This is a genomic window from Microbulbifer sp. VAAF005 (assembly GCF_030012985.1).
Taxonomy (GTDB): domain Bacteria; phylum Pseudomonadota; class Gammaproteobacteria; order Pseudomonadales; family Cellvibrionaceae; genus Microbulbifer.
Genome location: NZ_CP120233.1, coordinates 395594 through 413893, shown reverse-complemented (window position 1 = coordinate 413893; position 18300 = coordinate 395594). Strand labels below are relative to the sequence as shown.

The window sequence follows — 18300 nt, the reverse complement described above, 5'->3', positions numbered from 1 at the left end:
CCATAAAGGGGTGCTAGGCGTTGCCATATGAATTGGTGGTCCAGTAATTCCTGTGAGGTCCCTGTCCCGAATGAAACCAGAGTTCTTAGCGCATATCCTGGATAGCAAATTATTTATCACTATATGCCTGATCTCAGTAGTGATGTTATTACGTGGTCTGCTCACGCTAGTAATAGCACGAAGTAGTTGGCAAAAAGCGGATAAGCGCCGCCGTATAAATACCGTACATAACCTTGGCAACTTGTTGTTGGTTGTTGGCCTGATGGCAATTTGGGTAAGCGAACTCCGGGACTTTGCCCTATCCATTGCCGCTTTCTCTGTGGCAATTGTATTGGCACTTAGAGAGGGGGTGCAGTGCCTCGTTGGTGGCTTGTATCAGGCAAACATGCGCTCGTTTACTGTGGGAGACTGGATTAAAGTCGGCAATCAATTTGGTGAAGTCACCGATAGTGACTGGCTAAGCACCACCCTTTTAGAAATCGATCCTCACGGTTTGGGCAACGGCTATACAGGAACAACTCTGTACATCCCTAACAATGCCTTCTTTACCCAACCAGTAAAGAACCTGAACTTTATGCGCCGGTATATCGAGCATACCTTTTCGATTACCCGGGAAAGCAAAGGAATGAATCCATTTGAAGCCAAGAAGTTTATCTCTGAGCGACTTAAAGAACACTGCGAGTCCTTCCGTGAAGTTGCCGAACGCTACTGCAACCTGATTGAGAACCGCATGGGCGTTGAGCTCTCGGGACCGGATGCCAAAGTCTGTATCACGACCAATGAGCTCGGCCACGATGTAACCACGGTAACCGTATTTTGCCCCCGAGAGGAAGCCACCAATATCGAACAGTTGGTGACTGAAGACTTCTATAACTTTTGGTTCGAGAAGACCAAGGACGTGGGGTCTAAAGCTTAACGCAGTCGTATTAAAAGGTATCGCCGATTGAAGCCGCTAGCAGTTCTGCATAACTAGCGGCTATTGTATGAATTTGCCGTTAACTTTCCCCATCAACCCGGAAGTTGGCAACCTCCCAGGCGCGCTCACGGATAACCCGCGCATTATCCTCTAGGTTGGAGGTGCCTGTAGGGTCTCCATCTATTGTGATATCCGGGTTGGACCACTGCTGAATTCTGGGGCCGCCTCGATCCGATGGGCAATTGTAGGCCATCACACTCCTCCAAGTTGAAGGAGTGGTATTGCAGTAGCCGTGGCCATATTCAAACGGCTCCATATTCGAATCACTGTAGATAATATGTCGGGCTCCCAGCAGGTGGCCAATTTCATGGGCAAAGCTGAAGTACCCCGTTGCACACCCTTCCCTTGCGAAAGCAAAGGCTGTTGATTCCGATGCGTAGATCGTCTTAGCCAGTCCACATGATCCGCTGTACAAATCATTGCCGGTTAAAACAATCATTACATCTGCACTATATAAATCTCTGAGTTCGTATAGCTCTTTGGTTTCTGAATATGCGTCATTCGAAAAGTACTCGCGATCAACATAGAAGCTGCCGCTCTCTGCATAGCTGGTTTTATAAGCGTGAACAATTTCTACCGAGGTATTGACTTCACTATTGGCAAATGAAACATTGGTTTCCTCTTCCAATAAGTCCATGTAGGCGGGTACATCACCGGCGTCTGCCTCAAAGGCATCGGTATAAGCAACTATAACGGTTATTTTTCCACCAGAGTCAGTAGTCGCAATTCCTGAGGTTGTGTTTAGCGCACCAACCTTGGAAGTAAAATCCATTTCTTCAAAGTAGTTACTATCATGGTCGACAAGTGAATTGTCTGGAACCTCAGCGATTGTAACCGCACCGTTTCCGGCAGGTCTCACTTTGTAGAGCCTACCTTCAGATTGTATTGAGCCAACAATTCTACCGTTGTTCTCGGCTAAGGTGATAAACCCTTTTCCATCCTCAGAAAATGCAGATAGTGAAGCCCTATTTTTTGTTGAGCGAATATTTTGCAAGGTAAACCGTTGCTTGCCGAGCTCACTGGGAACCTCAAGGGTACTACCGGGCTTCAAGCTAAAAATCTTGTTATTTAAACTTTTTTTAGTTCTATTTGATATTAGATTTGATCTACTTTCACTCATGGAAGATTCAAAAACAACATGCACATTTTCTTCTGAATGAGCGCCAAATGTAGAAAATAGCAACACGAAAGGCGCAAAAATTTTAAAGCTTTTCACAGACATACTCCCTGTATCTGCTTCTCGGAAAATCAATTTAGAAAGATCCGCACTAAAGATAAAAATAAATCTGTTAATGCAGCCTTTCAAAGGCTGAATAGAAATATTTATTGAAATCCGCAGTGCGCGGCTACTCTATATGATTTTTAACTAAAAAAATATTCTTACGCCTACCAATAATTTAACTTCGCAAATTTTTGACAAGTTACTATCTGAAGAGCAGATAACTTTTTGGAAAATTAAATTCAAATGGGAGCTTAATCACAATCCTTTAAATGGAAACTGAAAATATTTTACTTAACCACTCAATAAATGCTCTAACCCTGGGAGATAAAAAGCGATTCTGGGTGAACACAACCGATACCGGCTCGCTGGGCGGGCGAAAATTGGGTAATATTTCAACTAAATTTCCAGCATCCAACTCTTTTTCTACATGAAACTTTGGAAACTGAGCTAATCCGAGCCCCCGCTTAACGCCATCCAAGTAACTCTCTGTCCCGGTTACCGTCAATTGCGCCGAAACTTGCAACGTCTCTACCCTATCGCCAAGACAAAAAGAGAGCGGCGTAGACTTCCCAGTCGTTATAGAGCGAAGCGCTACAACACGGTGACCATTCAGTTGCTCCAAAGAGCTTGGGTGGCCGTAGTGTTCCAGGTATTGCGGCGATGCGCATGTAAGCCGTTCCAGCATGGTTAAACGCCTGGCAATCAGCTCACTATCCGCCAAGTGTCCATAGCGAATAGCACAGTCGACCCCTTCTTGGACTAAGTCCACCCATCGATCCCCCTCACTCATTACCAAAGAAATGTCAGGATACTGGGCAAAAAATTTGGGGAGTTGCGGCATAACAAAATGACGGGCAATAGTTCCTTGTACATCTACCCGCACCTCACCGCTTGGCAATAAACCTGTAAATGCCCCTTCTGCCTCCTCTACGTCCGCAAGTATTGAAATACAGCGCTGATAATACAGTTCCCCATCCAGTGTTGCCCTGACCTTGCGAGTCGATCGCTGCAACAACCTGACTCCCAGCCGTTTCTCTAGCCGGTTGATCACCTGAGTCGATGTCGACCTCGGAATCCCAAGGTCAGTAGAAGCGGCTGTAAAACTGCCCCGCTCCACAATCCGCACGTACAAGCGCATCGCATCCAGCTTATCCATATCGCCCTATTGTTTGTTTATTTGGAACAATAGATTCCATTTTAGCCGGATTATCTACATGAATAACACGAATAGTATGGAAATACAGCCAAATCAGGGAGCTGCAAGGGCGGCTCCAGTAATCACTACGGAGATCATTATGGGGAAAGTGGCACTGGTAACAGGAGCTTCCCGTGGCATAGGCGCGGCGATCGCCTCTCGCCTGGCAAAGGATGGCTTTACCATTCTGGTGAACTTTGAAAGTAATATTTCAGCTGCCGAAAAGTTGGTAAACCGCATTGAAACCGAGGGTGGCAAGGCGGTTACTGCCCAAGCCGATATCAGTGATCAACAGGCGGTTTCACGCCTATTCAACTCGGCAGAAGTCACCTTTGGCGGAATCAATACTGTCATTAATAATGCGGGCATTATGAAACTAGCCCCTCTGGCAGAATATGAAGAAGCTGATTTCGATCGTCAGGTAGCTGTGAATCTTAAGGGCACCTTCAATGTCATGCGTGAAGCCACCGCAAGGCTTCAAGAAGGTGGCCGGATTGTCAACTTATCCTCGAGTGTCGTCGATTTGTGTATGCCGACTTACAGCGTATATGCGGCGACCAAGGCAGCTGTTGAAGCTCTGACCCAGGTAGTCGCCAAGGAATTGCGAGGGAGAGATATCACCGTGAATGCCGTCGCCCCAGGGCCTACGGCTACCGAGCTCTTCCTATCCGGAAAGACTGATGAAATGGTGGGAACTCTTGCCAAAATGTCGCCACTTGAGCGATTGGGAAGGCCTGAAGATATTGCGAATACCGTTGCCTTTTTAGTCAGTGAGCAAGGTGGCTGGATCAACGGCCAAGTTATACGAGCCAACGGTGGAATTATCTAGCTTCACAGCCAATGCCCGCTTCAACTTAACAATCTCCAACTGATCGTTATACCAGTTGGAAAGAGGACTAAAAACCAATGGTCGATCAAGCCCAAGTACCGTCGGCTAAATACATCAGGGATACCCTTATCGCTGCAACTATTGCCAGTGCAGCAGCATTCACTTGCTCTATGTTAGAACTACCACCCTGGGCTATGTTTGTTGGCTGGGTTGCTTTCTTTTCACAGCCAGGCTCTGCCTTCAGCGCAATCTCCAGTGGGATTTGTGTTGCTCTGGGAATATTGATGGGGATGACAGCAGCTATAGTTAATGCCCTATTGCTACCAATGATGGGCAATATTGCCTTCGCGATTATAGTGTTTTCCGTTGCATTTGTGGTGGTATCACTTAGAGGACTGCCACTTGTAGGTAATATCATTGCCTGGTTTTTAGGGTTAATCACTTTCTTTGCAGCCTATCCAGCCAACGTTCTATCTGGAGTGATTGGGCTGACAATAGTGACCGCTCTAGGCATCCTCGCCGGCTATTGCTGCTCCTACCTACAATCTCTTACTGGAGAAAGTAAAGCTAATTGATAGTCAGGGAGTCTCGGCATAATTCAGTAATATCCTACAGGACTTAAGAGGCTCCCCGATTTTAAGCTGGTAATCCCAACTTATGTTCAAAACTATATAAATTGAGCGCTAAGTCGTATCCCCCTCTCTCAATTCACACCGCAAATATCCAGTATCTTATTCATTAGGTCATTATTTCTACTACTTAACATACGCGATACGGTATAGTGGTTTCTATTTTTCAAAAGTATATATTCGTATGGGCTGTTCGTTTGCTGTAGCTTCCCACAGTATCTTTTTGACTGATCAATAAATTCCGCAGTCTCATCATCACCTACTGCAACAATCGCTTTAGTGAAACATCTTATATCACCAAAAATGGGACTCAAATTTGTAACATCATCTTCTGTTAAACGTAGAGATTCATTGAGATAAGACTGCCTCATCTTTGTTAAGTCATACAGCCCGCTTAACATAATAGCGCCACTAATTGAGCTCCGGACTTCAGGTGTCCACTCAGATTCTAAAATTTTAGCCACAAGGAATGCCCCAACAGAGTGACCGCAGATCACAATATTATTGGGATTGCCATTCCAGCGATCGATATTTTTATATATCCATAAGAATGCCTTTATATTTTGCTCAATAATTTCTTTAACACTGACGGCGGGCGCCAAATCATAGTTGACCAAAGCAACTGTACACCCGGCCTCTACAAAGGGCTTGGCAATATACCGGTATTGCTTTTTATCTAGCGCCCGGAAGTACCCTCCGTGGATGAATACAAATACCGGTGCACTGGGGGATTTAGCAGGAAATATATCTACTTTCTCACCGGAGCTATCTCCGTAGCTGATATCCAGCGAGTTTCTCAGGGTTTGCGTGGCCAAATAGCTTTGTAGCCCATTGATTAGCAGATGGGCTCTACCAAATGGGTGCCGCTTACGCAGATTAAACTGATCATCATACTCACTCATTTACTCTGTCAACTCCGCAATTACCGGCTTAAACTGCCTATTTTACACCAAAGGAACTCTCTAGAGTCTGAAGAACCTCTAAGCAAGTTCGTGACTCCTCTGGCTTACGGGGCAATTCATGCTGAGGCGAGGCTTATCTTTCAGGAGGCAGGTTTATGGGGTACTCCTCGAAACACTGAGGATGGACATTCAAACCTCTTTCGGACCGATGCCCTTATATGAGCTAGGCCAGCTTAATGAACGCGTAAGTCTACTATTAGCAGTTCGAAGAATAAGTATATTTCGTACAAAAGCTATTCAACAAAGAAGGAACCCCTGTAATAATTAAGACCTACAGAGTATTTAAGGAGCCTCTGAATAACTCCATAATGCCTCTGCGGGTCTTGAAGGCTGCAGATGTTAGGCGCAGCTCGCCGCGAATGGCCTAGTCCTTTGCAAGAGCTGCCACGCAGCAGCTGTGGCCTTCAAGGCCCGCCCTTCGGGGCTTGCAGAGCGATTCACACTCCGCGTTGCGACTTCTTGAAAGGTCTAGACATTCCTGCGAAGCCGCGCCTTGATTGTGAACCGCTCTGCATGCCAGAGGTATCACGGAGTTATTCAGAGGCTCCTTAACAAACAAATATCTGCCAAATATATTAACAAGCCAGATATTGCGCACAAAATTATAAGGCCATCTCGCTTTTATTAACCCAAATAAAGAAGATGTAATTTAGTCAGGTTTTCTGATCTATATATAACGCCTATAGTTAAACTTTTAGTTTTATCCTACAAATTTTGAACTACTGATCCGCAGAGGACCAAAAGAATGTTAAAGCGTTTAACCGTGTCTATTCTAAGCCTCGTTATACTGTGCGGCGTACCCTTCGTATCATCTCAAGAAAACCCAAAACCTTTTGTTTTCACTGCCATTCCAGACCAGGACCCGGAGCGCTTACAAAAACGCTTTGGCAAAGTTGCACAGTATTTGTCCGACACGCTTGGGGTTGAAGTTAAATACTTACCGGTGAAGTCCTACAGGGATACGGTTGAAGCCTTTAAAAATAACAAGGTCCAATTGGCCTGGTTTGGCGGATTTACTGGAGTACAGGCCCGTATTGCAGAGCCTGGCGCTAAGGCCATTGCCCAGGGAGAAGGAGATCAAAATTTCACCTCCTATTTTATTGCGAATAAAAGTACAGAACTCACTCCCTCAAAAGACTTCCCCCTGGTATTGAAGGTATGACATTTACTTTTGGCTCAGAGCACTCCACTTCTGGACGTCTAATGCCGGAATACTTTATTCGAAAAGCGTTTGGTAAGCCCCCTGCCGAGGTGTTCAGCCGTGTGGGCTTTGGAGGTGACCACTCCAATACCCTGGATCTTGTGCAATCTGGGAAGTATCAGGTTGGCGCCCTAAATCACAAGGTGTGGGAAAATGAAAAGAAAGCCGGCAAAGTGGATGAAAGCAAAGTGCAAGTGATCTGGAAAACCCCAGGATATCCAGATTACAACTGGACAATTCGGGGGGATGTCGATGAAACCTGGGGCAACGGCTTCTTAGACAAGGTCCAGCAGGCGATTTTGAATATGCGGGACCCTAAACTACTTGCCGCATTTCCCCGCAAAGGGTTTATCAAAGCCGATAACTCAATGTACCAGCCAATCGTCGAGACCGCTCACGAAATTGGCTTGTTGAATAATGAGTAAGCGAATTAGGTTCAAACTGTCCCTACTAACCAGTTCACGACTTAGCTAAGAAGCCTCCAGGGGAGTTAAACCCTTCAAACGGTCCTTGATAATAGCCGCCAATCTCCGTGCGCCGGGACCGATATCGTCCCGGTTAGGGAGGATCAGGTACATAGGGACCTCCCTTTTACTTCCTCCCTGGAGGGGCAAGGGCTTCAAGCTTCCTTCAGCGAGTTCATTCAGAATTTTGTCTTCTGGTAGCCATGAAAAACCGTAGCCTTTGCAAGCGGCGCCAATCAAAGAAGACATACTACTTAGAGTCCACCGCTTAGCCACTTCAACCGTGAGCGTTTTACTACCACTCTGGGGGTTCGTATCCCGAACCACCAGGTGACGATGATTGCGTAGGTCATTCATAGTTAGCGGGCGGTCCAGCTCATGCAGGGGGTGCTTGGGATGGGCTACCGGGATTAGACGTGCAGGAGCTGGCAGTAATTCACCGTTGTAGCCCAGGGGAATTCTGGGGCTTATTGCAAAATCAACCCTTCCCTCATTCAAGGCTTCTAAAGTTCCACTAATCACCATCTCATGCACTTCAATACGAGTCTGGGGGCTCTCTTCGCCAAAAAGTGCAAGGCAATCCAGCAACAACCAAATTGGGAACAGCACCTCCACGGAAATCGCAATCTGGGACTCCCATCCAGCCGAGGCCCGGCTGGCGGCCTGCTCCAATGCAGAAGCATCCTCCAGTAATTGCTTTGCGTGACGGTAGAGCATCTCACCAGCGGGAGTCAGAATCGCCTTGCGCCCGCTAATAGTGAAAACTGCTACAGCCAGTAGTGATTCCAACTTCTGCACCGAATAGCTTACCGACGACTGACTCTTGTGCAGAAGCTCGGCGGCCTTTGCATACCCTCCCCCTTCAACTACCGCTATCAAGCAACGCCACTGCTCAAGAGTGATCTTTGGGTTTGATAATTGCGCCAACTGTTGTTTCATGATCGAATTTTTCGATGTAAATAAGCAAATAATTCTAATTTTTAATCAACTTAATGAATGTTTCAATAGCTTCATACAAAGTTAGTTACGAGGAAGCAGTCATGGCAAAGGTACTCAACATCAAGTCCAGCCTCTTTCGAGAGAACGGCCAGTCATCTCAACTTACGGACAATTTCATAGCGAGCTGGAAGGCTAAGAACCCGGAAGATGAAATCATCCATCGTGACTTGGTATCCGAGCCTGTACCTCATCTGAGCCTGGAGCACTTTCAAGCCCACAATACGCCAGCTGATAGCCGTTCAAACAAGCAAAGTGAAATTGCAGAACTTTCGGACAAACTGATCGAGGAAATATCATCGGCAGATATGCTGGTGCTAGGTATCCCGATGTATAACTTCAACATCCCATCTAACTTGCACACCTACTTCGATTTTATTGCGCGTGCCGGGGTAACATTCCGATATACCGAAAACGGCCCTGAGGGCTTATTAAGGAACAAAAAGGCCGTCGTCTTTATTTCACGGGGTGGTATTTATGGAGACGATCATCCCCAAAGTAATTATCTTCGACAGTTCCTTGGGTTTATTGGTATTACTGATGTGGAGTTTGTTTATGCCGAAGGTCTGGCAAAGGGTGATGAAGCAAAAGAGAAGGCGCTGGCAGCTGCGAAGAAGCGTATTGCTGAACTTGTGTGAGATTCGGAGATAACCAAGTTCTTATGTGAGTACCTGAAGGGGGAAACTAACTCTCCCCCTCTATTTAAAAAAATGGACAGATTATTGTTTAACCCATCCTACATATATCAAATCTCATTTAGAGCTTCTTAAAATAGAGTGTTACCCCAAGTGCACCGCCATGATCTGTAAAATCCAAATAGCAATGTGACATAGCTTCCCTTTGAACTTGGGAAAGCAACTTGTTTAAATCATAGTTATTCATTTGCATTCTAGGAGCCATAAAAGGCTCGCCTTTAAGAAGGTTAAGAATATTTCCTACAAAAGGCACAGCACTGCTCAGAAATGAAGTCAATCTTTTTAATTTTGAAGTTTTAGTGTATGAAAAATGGGCAACACAAATTCCACCCGATTCTAATTTATCAAGCAGAAGACTAAATAGTCTTTGCCCTTTTTTAACAGGGATATGTTGAAACACGATAAAGGAGTGGATGAAGTTAAACTTCCCTTGAACTAGAGAGAGGCTCTCATCAGCTTTCACGAATTCAATATTACTTAAGCCCTGCTCGCGACTATTTCTTTTAGCCTCCATAAGCATCGAGTCAGAAATATCAACTCCTGTAACATCTTCAGCAATATACGCTAAAGGGATCGCTACTCTTCCAACTCCACAGCCAAAATCAAGCGCTCTCTTGACGACCAAAGCATCATCTACATGCTGTTTCACTTTTGTGAGTGTATTATGGACATGGCTTTGTCCCGTTTTAAAGAAATCCTCCTTTACACTATCTGTTAAGTTTTCCTTCCTAAATTTTTCCTCGGTTAGAACACCATAATAAGCATCATCTTTGCCAAATTTTTCCCACTCTTTGTCAGAGTCAGCAATAAACATCGATATTCTCCCGCTACTACCCCGCTCACTCCAAATCTAAGATTATTTGAAATAAGCAATTCCATTTGACCTTGAATACGAAACGATTGTATCAAGAAACGGTTTCCCAGAACGAATATTTTCAGAGTACCAATGTACCAATTACATTCTCAAGGAACTCAAAACATATTGACTGCCTTAGCGAGCCACGCCCTACTCAGATTGAGTAGTTTCAATAGCGGCTCTAATCTATTTAGCTGTACCTTGATTCCATAATATATTATATGGCTATATAGCTAAGCATAAGCAATCCACCCAGGCACTACTTTTTGCCAACTGAATCATTAGAGTTTGCGGGCTTGTAATAAAAACACAGAAAACCCCCTTCTTAATACAACTCAATGCGTCGAATCCCTGCAACTCTAATTAGGGACTCTAAGTTTGAGGCGGTGATCACGCAAAAGAGTATTTGTTTTTCAGATGTGGTAAAAACACTATTGTTTAGCTGTTCACCGCATCATCCATATACTTCACTGACTCACCAATAGAAATAGTGAACACGCCGGCATTGCCATTAATATATTCACGCTTCCATGAATTATAGCATTCCTCATAATCAGGTATCTCAGACTCCCCCATCAGTTCAGATATGCTTACCCCTGGCGCCTCAATTAGAAACGGCATATGAGTAATTTCCTCAAAGACCTCTCCACTAATAGGGTTATTAATCTTTATACCTGAAATCTGAACATGCACTACCATTGAATCGTTCTTAAACTCTTCCATTTTTACTCGCAGAATATCAAATAAGAGTAAGAAGACAGTGGGCCGTGCAATCACGCAGGCGCTAAAGTACTATCAGGCCGTGTGTAAAACCATAACTTACAACAACGGAGGTGAATTCGCGGGGCGTCAGTCGACCGTGCGGAAACTAGGCTGCAATATATATTTTGCCAAACCGTATCACTCATGGGAGCGTGATTTAAGCGAAATTACCAATGGACTGATGAGGCGTTTTTTTCCGAAAGGGATAGAGATTAGCAATTTACCGAACAGGCAAATTGACGATGCAGTGTATCGTATTAATGCCCGACCTAGAATGATGTTAAATTATTGGAGCCCGCTGGAATTTCTAGTGGGTAAGCGTCTGTCACTTATGTTGGCAATCTAGCTAGCGCTCTGGGTGCTCATTGAGAATTCCTGATCGTTAAAAAACAGGAGAGTAGAGAAAAGTTGATGGGTGTTTTAGGTGGGCTTGCTTAATCGCTTACGAAACATCCCGGTTAAAAGTGTTTTTTGAGGACGTTCCGTTATTTAGCGGTGTGAATCTTTTTAGATAACCCTTCTTCGACTCTGCGAAGTCAACAAATCTCTACAGATTTTCGCACCACAAATGACACCGCAAAACATGATAAGTAAAATATCGGGTCGGGCGTGCTGCCTACGTCGACCAAGCCTAGGATCTTCCATGTCACCAAAGTAGTGTAAAAGGCTTGGGACTGCCCTCGGTAAAGCGCCATTAATACTCATACCCCATAGAATTAGGGTATGAGCGGAAATTCTATAAGTTAGTACGGGTAAGGCTTCTGCTGGTCAAAATCATTCCCTCGGCTAGGTGACCGACAAGCAGTGAAATGTATCCTAGTGTATTTTAACTTGTTTTCAGTGATAACCTTGAAAACATCAGCCAATTTAATGTTGGCACCCTCTTTCACTAAAATCAGATCGTGGGCATGAAGTCCACCTTCCCAAGCGGTTTTGATATTATCCAGATGTGGACCGCCTTTTTCGTTATACGAAAGATTGTAGTTGCGAACCTCTGCACCGCAGCCAGCAATAGAAATCGCTTTTCCAGACCCCATTCTCAGAAATTTTTTAGCTTCGCTAAATGTGACTAACTCATTCTCGTTATCCTCGTCGGCAGGCTTACCCGTTTTAGTCAAACTTTTAACTGCATGATCAGTAGAAGCAGAGCCATGAAAGGAGTAAAAGTACATTGCTACTTTTCCTGGCAGCGCCACAACTTTGGAGCCTTTATCAAATGAACCATGCGCATAAAGAATGGCCTCTCCCCCAGTCGAGTTATCTTTTTTATGTATTATTACGTTTCCGAATTCACGAGTTTTCATAAAAATCTCTATCAATTAAAAGGTTAGTTAAAATTCCCTATCCGGGTCTAGCTGTATTCAATACTTACAGATTAATAAATTCAGATCAATGGTAAAATCCGTAAGGGCATCACCCCGCCCGCTATTAATAGCCGCAAACCTGCTTTCCGAACAACAACATAATCATCCACACCTGACATAACAAACACATTAGGATAAACATCTCACAATATGGGTTAGAGCATTAAATTTATCAATTAAGGAATTTTCCATGCACATTTCAAAACCGAAAAAAAAGGAGCGATACTAAAGTCATACTGTAGATTCCTCTCTACAAAATATACCTATTAAAACTCAAAAAATAAGTATGGATATTATGGTTGTTCATTGAAATAGTGGCCATACCGCCATCAAGAATTGCTAAAGTCTCCACCAACATACGAAACTTCACCACTTGGAATTGATTTCTTTCCTGTATTCACAGAATGTAAAAAATTAAATGTGAACAGGCTTACGCTCAAACTAACTAAGAACTATAAGTTGCCTCATAAATTGATTGAGCCTTGCCTTCCCCAGCTACAATGTAGAAAAGTAGGTCTGAAACCTATTGATAACTGAGTATGTTTTGAAGCTATCTTATGGATTTTGCTATCAGGTTACGAAAGAAAGACCATCCTTCACCTTACCCTCCACTGAGCACTTGCTGGAAAGACCTCAGTTTTAGCGCATGCTTGGTTTCGAGGTATGGAGGATGTTTCTCAGGTAGTTTGATCAGCGGTCTCTACTTAACTAGTAGTGGTGTAACGAACAAACTATTTAAATATAATTTGTGACCCAACTGCTGCTTTTGGTATACAGACAATGTCCACCCCCGTAACAATAGCCCTCACTGAAGAGGAACGTAAAGAGTTTCAACGTCTCTGTCGCAGTGGTAAGACTCCAGCGGGAATCAAAGAGCGCCTGTCAATTGTATTGATTGGCGATGAAGATTTATCGAACAGAGAAATTACTGAACGCTTGCCCTTTAGTGCCCATAAAATTGCTAGATGGCGAAACAGGTTCGCAGAATCTGGCTTTAAAGGTAATGAGAAAGATCTACCACGGGGATCAAACCATGGCGGCCATGCAGGCGGAATTGGAGGAGCACCTCGCCAGCGGGGACAAGCCCAACCGCAAGAATGGTACCACCTCAAAAACCATGAAAAGTCCCGCCGGTAGCTTCGAACTGCAGACGCCACTGGACCGTGCTAGTTCTTTTGAGTCTCAAATCGTGAAGCATCAAGCCCAGCTTACCGACGAACTGGAGCGCAAAATCACTGCCCTGTTTGCCTTGGGTAACAGCTACCAGAACATTCGTACACATATTGCCGATATCTGTGGAATGGAGCTTTCCAACGGTGCCAACAACACAGTTACAAACAAGCTGTGCCTGGGCTTAAAGCCTGGTGTGAGCGTGATCTGGAGGCTATTTACCCTATCGTCTAGCTCGACGCTTTTCATTATATGATCAAGGAAAATGGTCGTTATGCTAGCAAGGCCATTTACACGATTCTTGGTCTCAATATCGAATGCAAGAATGAATTGTTGGAACTCTATTTATCCGACCAAGAAGGCGCCCGCCATTGGCTGAACGTCCTAACTGACCTCCATAACCGTGGGGTCAAAGATATCCTGATGGCATCCAGGGCTTTCCCGAGGCCATAGAGATCATCTGCCCAAATACCGAGATCCAGCACTGCATCATTCACCAGACCCGAAACTCGCTGAAGTATATAGCTTCAAAAAATCAGAAGACCTTTATAGCTGATATTAAGTGCATCTACAAAGCGGCAACGCTCTATACCGCCGAGAGCGCTTTAGATAAGCTGGAAGCTCGGTGGGAAGAAAAATATCCAATGGTGATAAAGTCGTGGGGCAGTAAATGGACAATTCTCTCTACCCACTTTAAGTACCCGGAATCTATCCGCACACCGATCTATACGACAAATGCAGTGGAAGCCGTCCACAGGCAATTCCACAAGCTGACCAAAAACAAGGGAGACTTCGCCAATGAGAATAGCTTACTGAAGCTTCTGTACGCCGGCATACTAAAAGCCTCCGAGCGCCGGACGCACCCAATTCAAAACTGGAATCTGACGCTGTCACAGCTAACGATCCACTTCCCCGATCGTTTGGAGAAATACATCAGCCTCTGAGGCTATGGCTGACACAGAGTTTTGAATACTCACCATTTGTCGCTGAAATGTGGTAGCAAATCTATTATTTAGCTGTTCACCGCATCATCCATATACTTCACAGCCTCTCCTATAGAAATAGTGAACACACCCGCTTTACCGTTATCATATTCTCTCTTCCACGAATCATAGCCCTCCTCAAAATCAGGTATCTCAGACTCCCCCATCAGCTCATTTAAACTCGCCCCTAGTGCCTCAATTGAAAACGGCATATGAGTAATTTCCTCAATGACCTCTCCACTATTAGGGTTATAAATTTTAATGCCTGAAATCTGAGCATGTACCACCATTGAATCGTCCTTAGACTCTTCAATTTTTAATATGATAACCCGCGAATTCTCCTCGCCCTCTCGATTATCATATTTCCACACTTGACCTTCTTTAACTTTTAAATCCATCCCGACTCTTCACTTTAAATTATCTGCTAAAAACATTTATGCAATATCGGTGGCCCCATAGAAGTAATAATCTATGAACGCCCATATCAGGCTTCTATACTGCACTCTATCTAGCTTGGAAGTGAGGCTCAATCATGTATGGATAGCTACTCACCTTGCCTGGGATTAGCATTTTGACTCCAAACACTATTCGGCTTCTTGATTTAAATCATTGCTAATGCTTCATTACTTCAGCGAATAATTTAAAACGATGACATGTTGGCGGAGCTGGAACTAAAGAGGTTCACTTTGTATCTTGAGACTCGCAGTAGCATCCTATTCAGGGATCTTGTGGCTTATGGGGGGCCAGAAAGTAAAAAGCCAGGCCCATTAACCTGGCCTGGCTTTATTTACTTTATAGTTAAAGCTCTGTTAAAGCGCTTCAGCCGCTTCTGCTCTCTCTTTTTTTCTGAAGAGCCGTCTTGTTTAGCCTGCTCCACTTCCTGCTTATGCACTCTCTTGCCAAACAACCGCTGCACCACAACAAAGAACAGTGGGATAAAGAAGATTCCCAGTAGAGTTCCAACAATCATGCCGCCGAACACACCGGTACCGATTGCCCTTTGGGCACCTGAGCCAGCTCCGGTTGCTATGGCTAAGGGCAACACCCCCAAACCAAAAGCGAGAGATGTCATTAAAATCGGGCGTAACCTGTCCCGTACAGCTCGCATCGTGGCATCCACCAACTCCATACCGTCTTCCAGGTTCTGTTTGGCAAACTCCACAATCAGGATGGCATTTTTACTGGTTAGCCCCACTGTAGTCAGCATCGCGACTTGGAAGTAAATGTCGCGCTCCATGCCCCTTAGGCTATTGGCCAGTACCGCACCCAGGATTCCCAAAGGAGCCATCAATAGTACTGCTGTCGGCACTGTCCAGCTTTCATAGAGAGCAGCCAAACACAAGAACACAATCAAAAGGGACAAGGTATACAGCAATGGGGTTTGTGCTCCAGCAGAGCGCTCTTGATATGAGAGACCACTCCACTCCAAACCAATACCTGCGGGTAGCTGCGCCACTAGGCGCTCAACCTCTTCCATTGCTTCACCAGAGCTGACTCCGGGTGCAGCCTGCCCATTAACCTGCATTGAGGGAACGCCGTTATAGCGCTCCAAGCGGGGGGAACCGTACTCCCAGCCAAAACTGGCAAAGGATGATAGCGGTACCATATCGCCCTTATCGTTACGCACTGACCACAATTGGAAGTCTTCCGGGACCATCCTAAAGGGAGCATCAGCCTGCATATACACCCGTTTCACCCGCCCGCGATCGATAAAATCATCAATGTATGAGCCGCCCCATGCTGTACTCAAGGCGCTGTTTATATCGTCGATAGACAAGCCAAGCGCAGCTGCTTTTGCATTATCAATTTTTACACGGAATTGCGGGGTATCCTCTTGGCCATTGGGGCGAACATTAGCCAAAAATTCACTCTGCCCGGCCATTCCCAGAAACTGGTTCCTGGCTGCAGTTAATGCCTCATGGCCCAAACTGCCATTATCCTGAAGATAGAAGTTGAAACCACCAGAAGAACCCAGCTCGGGGAGTGGCGGAGGTGCAAAAGCGAAAGCCATCGCATCTTTAATTTGCATCAAGGCACCCATCGCGCGCATGGCGACAGACCCAGCGCTCTGAGACTCTTCTTCACGCTGGGACCAATCTTCCAAATTTACAAAAGCAATACCGGTATTTTGCCCGCTGCCGGCAAAGCTGAACCCCTGTACCGAGAATACTGATTTCACGATACCCTGCTCATTGTTCAGGAACTGGTCCTCTACTTTTCGGATAGAGTTCATAGTGCGCTCCTGGGTTGCCCCCACCGGCGCCTGCACCATGGAGAACAGCACACCCTGATCCTCATCCGGCAGGAACGAACTGGGCAACCGTAGGAATAGGAAGGCCATGACTGCGGAAAGCGCAACAAACAACAGCATGAAACGACCGCTGCGCTTCAAAATACCTCGCACTCCACCTTGATAGCGCTGGCTACCTCGATCAAAGTTGCGATTGAACCAGCCAAAAAAGCCCTTCTCCCCATGCCCCTTCCCTTTGGATATTGGCTTCAGCAAGGTCGCACAAAGCGCTGGTGTCAGGATAATCGCCACCAACACTGACAACGCCATAGCGGCAACAATCGTGGCGGAGAACTGACGGTAGATCACGCCGGTGGCGCCATCCATAAATGCCATAGGCACAAACACTGCCGACAAAACTACGCCAATGCCAATTAGTGCCGCAGTAATCTGGTGCATCGACTTCTTAGTCGCTTCTTTAGGGGAGAGTCCTTCCTCCCGCATCACCCGCTCGACATTCTCCACCACCACAATGGCGTCATCCACAAGCAGACCAATGGCCAGCACCATGGCAAACATTGTGAGCATATTGACCGAGAATCCCAGCGAAGCGAGCACGGCAAAAGTGCCCATCAGTACCACGGGTACTGCAATCGTCGGAATCAACGTGGCGCGGAAGTTCTGGAGAAACAGATACATCACCAGGAATACCAGGACGATCGCTTCAATCAGGGTGGTGATGACACCCTTAATAGAGGCCTCAACGAACGGTGTCGTGTCAAACGGTACTACTGAGGTCAGGCCACGGGGAAAGTAAGCCTCCAGCTCCTTCAACTTGGCTTTCACCCCCTCAGCAGTTTCCAGGGCATTGGCCCCAGTCGCCAAGTTAATTGCAATGCCGGTTGCGGGCTGGCGATTGTAACGGGAAATAAACTCATAATTCTCCGCACCTAGTTCGACCCGAGCTATATCGCCGAGGTGCAAGAGCGAGCCGTCGTCATTGGCTCTGACGATAATATCCCGGAACTCCTCAGGGGTTTGCAAACGTTCCTGGGAAGTAATTGCCGCATTTAGTTGTTGTCCTGGAATAGAGGGAGCAGCACCGAGGCTTCCGACCGTAACTTGTGCATTTTGGGCCCGCACTGCGTCGGTAACATCATCAGGAGTAAGTTCATAGGTGGTGAGCTTATTGGGATCGAGCCAAATCCGCATCGCGTACTTGGAACCAAATACCTGCACATTGCCCACACCTGGCACCCGGCTGATCGGGTCAACAATGGCCGAATTGATATAGTCAGCAATATCATTGCGGTTCATGCTGCCGTCTTCAGACACAAAGCCGGCAACCATTAGGAAGCCACCTCGAGACTTACTAACATTTACTCCTTGTACCTGGACCTCCTGTGGCAGCAGCGGCATCGCCAGTTGCACTTTGTTTTGCACCTGGACCTGGGCCGTATCCGGGTCAGTTCCATTCTCGAAAGTTAAAGAGATTGAAACGCCACCGTTGGATTGACTGGTGGCGGACATATAAAGGAGACCATCGAGGCCCTTCATGTTGCGTTCAAGGATTTGAGTAACCGAATCCTCAACCACCTTGGCGGAAGCGCCCGGATAATTTGCCTCAATATTGATCGACGGTGGCGCAATATTTGGATAGCGCTCAACTGCCAGCTCGCCGATAGACAACACACCTGCCAGTATCGTGATAATTGCCAGCACCCAGGCAAAGATGGGCCGATTGATAAAAGAACTTGCCATAACCC

15 protein-coding genes and 2 pseudogenes are annotated in these 18300 nt (G+C 45.8%); 7 read left to right on the top strand and 10 right to left on the bottom strand.

Annotated elements, in window-relative coordinates:
* Positions 1 to 70 precede the first annotated feature (70 nt).
* The gene (locus P0078_RS01795) at positions 71 to 916 is read left to right on the top strand and encodes a mechanosensitive ion channel family protein (RefSeq protein ID WP_282932767.1); all 846 of its coding nucleotides are present in this window, start codon (positions 71 to 73) and stop codon (positions 914 to 916) included.
* Positions 917 to 995: 79 nt separating this feature from the next.
* Here the strand turns inward: P0078_RS01795 and P0078_RS01790 are convergent, their stop codons facing one another.
* On the bottom strand, positions 996 to 2192 hold the full coding sequence (locus P0078_RS01790) for a M12 family metallo-peptidase (RefSeq protein ID WP_282932766.1): 1197 nt from the start codon (positions 2190 to 2192) through the stop codon (positions 996 to 998).
* 271 nt (positions 2193 to 2463) lie between these two features.
* Positions 2464 to 3354 carry a LysR family transcriptional regulator gene (locus P0078_RS01785; RefSeq protein WP_282932765.1) on the bottom strand — a complete coding sequence of 297 codons (891 nt, stop codon included), beginning with the start codon at positions 3352 to 3354 and terminating at the stop codon, positions 2464 to 2466.
* Positions 3355 to 3412: 58 nt separating this feature from the next.
* On the opposite strand from P0078_RS01785, the gene P0078_RS01780 reads away from it, so the two are divergent.
* Both P0078_RS01780 and P0078_RS01775 read left to right on the top strand, forming a co-directional pair.
* Positions 3413 to 4222, top strand: coding sequence for an SDR family oxidoreductase (locus P0078_RS01780; protein WP_282932764.1), 810 nt, complete (start codon positions 3413 to 3415; stop codon positions 4220 to 4222).
* Positions 4223 to 4299: 77 nt separating this feature from the next.
* A complete protein-coding gene (locus P0078_RS01775) occupies positions 4300 to 4797 on the top strand; it encodes a DUF1097 domain-containing protein (RefSeq protein ID WP_282932763.1) in 498 nt (165 codons plus the stop codon).
* Between the two features lie 128 nt (positions 4798 to 4925).
* On the opposite strand, the gene P0078_RS01770 is transcribed toward P0078_RS01775, so the two are convergent.
* Complete coding sequence (locus P0078_RS01770) at positions 4926 to 5753, bottom strand: alpha/beta hydrolase (protein ID WP_282932762.1); 828 nt, start codon at positions 5751 to 5753, stop codon at positions 4926 to 4928.
* 805 nt (positions 5754 to 6558) lie between these two features.
* On the opposite strand from P0078_RS01770, the pseudogene P0078_RS24415 reads away from it, so the two are divergent.
* A pseudogene (locus P0078_RS24415) lies at positions 6559 to 7439 on the top strand (putative selenate ABC transporter substrate-binding protein).
* Between the two features lie 45 nt (positions 7440 to 7484).
* Here P0078_RS24415 and P0078_RS01755 read toward each other — a convergent pair.
* Complete coding sequence (locus P0078_RS01755) at positions 7485 to 8417, bottom strand: LysR family transcriptional regulator (RefSeq protein WP_282932759.1); 933 nt, start codon at positions 8415 to 8417, stop codon at positions 7485 to 7487.
* Between the two features lie 101 nt (positions 8418 to 8518).
* Here P0078_RS01755 and P0078_RS01750 point away from each other — a divergent pair, with 101 nt between their 5' ends.
* Complete coding sequence (locus tag P0078_RS01750; RefSeq protein WP_282932758.1) at positions 8519 to 9112, top strand: FMN-dependent NADH-azoreductase; 594 nt, start codon at positions 8519 to 8521, stop codon at positions 9110 to 9112.
* A gap of 118 nt (positions 9113 to 9230) precedes the next feature.
* Here the strand turns inward: P0078_RS01750 and P0078_RS01745 are convergent, their stop codons facing one another.
* The gene (locus P0078_RS01745) at positions 9231 to 9983 is read right to left on the bottom strand and encodes a class I SAM-dependent methyltransferase (RefSeq protein ID WP_282932757.1); all 753 of its coding nucleotides are present in this window, start codon (positions 9981 to 9983) and stop codon (positions 9231 to 9233) included.
* A 480-nt stretch (positions 9984 to 10463) separates the two neighbouring features.
* Positions 10464 to 10724 (bottom strand): hypothetical protein, encoded by a 261-nt coding sequence (locus P0078_RS01740; RefSeq protein ID WP_282932756.1) that lies wholly within the window; start codon positions 10722 to 10724, stop codon positions 10464 to 10466.
* Between P0078_RS01740 and P0078_RS24410 the strand changes: the two genes are divergently transcribed.
* A complete protein-coding gene (locus P0078_RS24410) occupies positions 10723 to 11133 on the top strand; it encodes an IS30 family transposase (protein ID WP_353057096.1) in 411 nt (136 codons plus the stop codon). The genes P0078_RS01740 and P0078_RS24410 overlap by 2 nt on opposite strands.
* 161 nt (positions 11134 to 11294) lie before the next feature.
* Here the strand turns inward: P0078_RS24410 and P0078_RS24405 are convergent, their stop codons facing one another.
* Entirely contained in the window at positions 11295 to 11492 is a 198-nt protein-coding gene (locus P0078_RS24405; RefSeq protein ID WP_353057036.1) for a transposase family protein, read from the bottom strand.
* 38 nt (positions 11493 to 11530) lie between these two features.
* A complete protein-coding gene (locus P0078_RS01735) occupies positions 11531 to 12091 on the bottom strand; it encodes a putative adhesin (RefSeq protein ID WP_282932755.1) in 561 nt (186 codons plus the stop codon).
* Positions 12092 to 13139: 1048 nt separating this feature from the next.
* Here P0078_RS01735 and P0078_RS01730 point away from each other — a divergent pair.
* Positions 13140 to 14265, top strand: a pseudogene (locus P0078_RS01730) (IS256 family transposase).
* Between the two features lie 68 nt (positions 14266 to 14333).
* Here the strand turns inward: P0078_RS01730 and P0078_RS01725 are convergent.
* Together P0078_RS01725 and P0078_RS01720 are read right to left on the bottom strand one after the other, a co-directional pair.
* Entirely contained in the window at positions 14334 to 14702 is a 369-nt protein-coding gene (locus tag P0078_RS01725; RefSeq protein WP_282932754.1) for a hypothetical protein, read from the bottom strand.
* 389 nt (positions 14703 to 15091) lie between these two features.
* Entirely contained in the window at positions 15092 to 18295 is a 3204-nt protein-coding gene (locus tag P0078_RS01720; RefSeq protein ID WP_282932753.1) for an efflux RND transporter permease subunit, read from the bottom strand.
* Positions 18296 to 18300: the final 5 nt, after the last annotated feature.